The organism is Streptomyces sp. NPDC005728 (assembly GCF_040630895.1).
In the GTDB taxonomy this organism is placed as follows: Bacteria; Actinomycetota; Actinomycetes; order Streptomycetales; family Streptomycetaceae; genus Streptomyces.
Window position 1 is genome coordinate 1 of record NZ_JBEXYL010000281.1, and the last position, 1,623, is coordinate 1,623.

Consider the following 1,623-nt stretch of genomic DNA (forward strand, 5'->3'; position numbering starts at 1 on the left):
AGTACCTGCCCATCGAACGCTGCCGATCTTGCGAGACAAGCTTGTATGCCCAGATACCAAGCCGCTCCAAGACCCACTTCCGATACACGCCCTAGGGGCTTCTGATGGCTCTTGGTCGGGCGTTGGGCTGATCGTCGGCGCAACGCGAGCCACCTCGTGATGCGCCGACTGCCCCTCCGGGCACGCCAGTAACAGCCATCGGACGGTTTCAAGAGCCTTCAGAAGCCCCCTGGTAGGACTCCGTCAGGTTGTTCTGGCTCTTGGGTTCTGGCTGGTGGTGGAAGTTCTGGGCAGGGGGCGGTGGCAGGTGGTGCAGGTGCCGGTCCAGCAGTTCAGCAGGTCCTGGATGGTGTCGAGGATCTGGTAGAGGGTGAGTCCGCTCCTGACGGACGCGAACGGACTGTCCCGGGTCGTCGGCGTCTTCGCCGCCGACGTCCACGACAGCGACAGCGACAGCGACAGCGACAGCGAGGGCCTGAAGCCCATGCTCGCGGGTGGCCAAACGCAACACGTCCCGCACCCAGGCCGAGGAATGGGCTGCCCGCCGCACCGAACGCCTGCGGCCGGCCGGTGACCTGAAGGCCCTCACCTGGGCCACGAACACACCCCCGCTCACCTCTACCCGACCCCTCGGATGTCCTTGAAGTGAGACAGCTACCGGTGGGAGCCGTACCGCATGGCCGACGACCGCACCGCCGCGCATCGCGTGCCGCACGGCACCGAGGGCGACGGCCGGATCGGGCTTCCCACGCCTGGACCGGACCCGATGATCGGGCGAGGCAGTCACCGCAAACCCTGACCGCCCACAGGACGACGGCGCCCGCCCCTCATCCCGCGGGGCGAGCGCCGTAATGGCGAACAGAGAGGATGGACCACATGCGTTGCCGGTTCTGCGGATCACCGGCCGAACAGCGTCAGACAGATCACTGGTGGTGCACTGACGCCGGCTGCAACGCGGTGCGGGCGCCTTGCGGGTTCTCGATACGGCTCGGCCCGCGCGCCAGAGCCGGCACACCGCTGCCGGACGACGAGGACACCTGATCGACACGGACACGTTCTACGGCGCCCCGCCCCACGCTGCCGGGCGCCGGGGCGTCGCCGCGTCCGGCGGCTTCGGGGAGACCGGCGAGCACCGCAGCGGGAAAGCCGAGCAGCAGACCAGAGCGCACCGGACCCTGGCCGGCTGCGTCATTCTCCTTCCGCTGGGACCAGTGGTTGGCGCGGCCCGGTCCACTGGATGCCACCACGCCGGAGCCGTGCCCCAACGACGGGCCAGAGACAGAGCCGGCCCCGTCCCCGGCGGCCCCAACTGCCCTGTCAGTCCAGGGCCTTACGGGCCATCCGTTCCCGGCTCGCCCCCGGCCACCGGCCACCATCCTGAACCGACGGTGGTGAGCCTGGACGGACAAGGACCTGTCCTCCGAACTCCAGGCCCTCACCTACGCGGTCACCACCGGGCACGGCATTGATCTCTACCTTTGGTCTTGGCCAGTGCTCCGGCGTTTACGCCGGGGGTGAGGGGCATCTCAGTGGACGTTAAGTCCGTTTCTGGTAGCGGCCTCGTCCGGGTTGGGTGAGGAATCCTTGGCGGGTGAGGCGTCCGAGGCGGCTGCGGGTGATGTT

The 1,623-nt window shown here is 68.5% G+C and carries 3 protein-coding genes; 1 reads left to right on the forward strand and 2 read right to left on the reverse strand.

Annotated features, from left to right (window positions below; all coding sequences use genetic code 11):
* Positions 1 to 243: 243 nt before the first annotated feature.
* On the reverse strand, positions 244 to 486 hold the full coding sequence (locus ABZ471_RS48565) for a hypothetical protein (RefSeq protein ID WP_359075599.1): 243 nt from the start codon (positions 484 to 486) through the stop codon (positions 244 to 246).
* 190 nt (positions 487 to 676) lie between these two features.
* Here ABZ471_RS48565 and ABZ471_RS48570 point away from each other — a divergent pair, with 190 nt between their 5' ends.
* Positions 677 to 799, forward strand: a complete 123-nt coding sequence (locus tag ABZ471_RS48570; RefSeq protein ID WP_359075595.1) for a hypothetical protein — start codon at positions 677 to 679, stop codon at positions 797 to 799.
* 124 nt (positions 800 to 923) lie between these two features.
* Here the strand turns inward: ABZ471_RS48570 and ABZ471_RS48575 are convergent, their stop codons facing one another.
* Positions 924 to 1,247 carry a hypothetical protein gene (locus tag ABZ471_RS48575; protein ID WP_359075597.1) on the reverse strand — a complete coding sequence of 108 codons (324 nt, stop codon included), beginning with the start codon at positions 1,245 to 1,247 and terminating at the stop codon, positions 924 to 926.
* Positions 1,248 to 1,623: the final 376 nt, after the last annotated feature.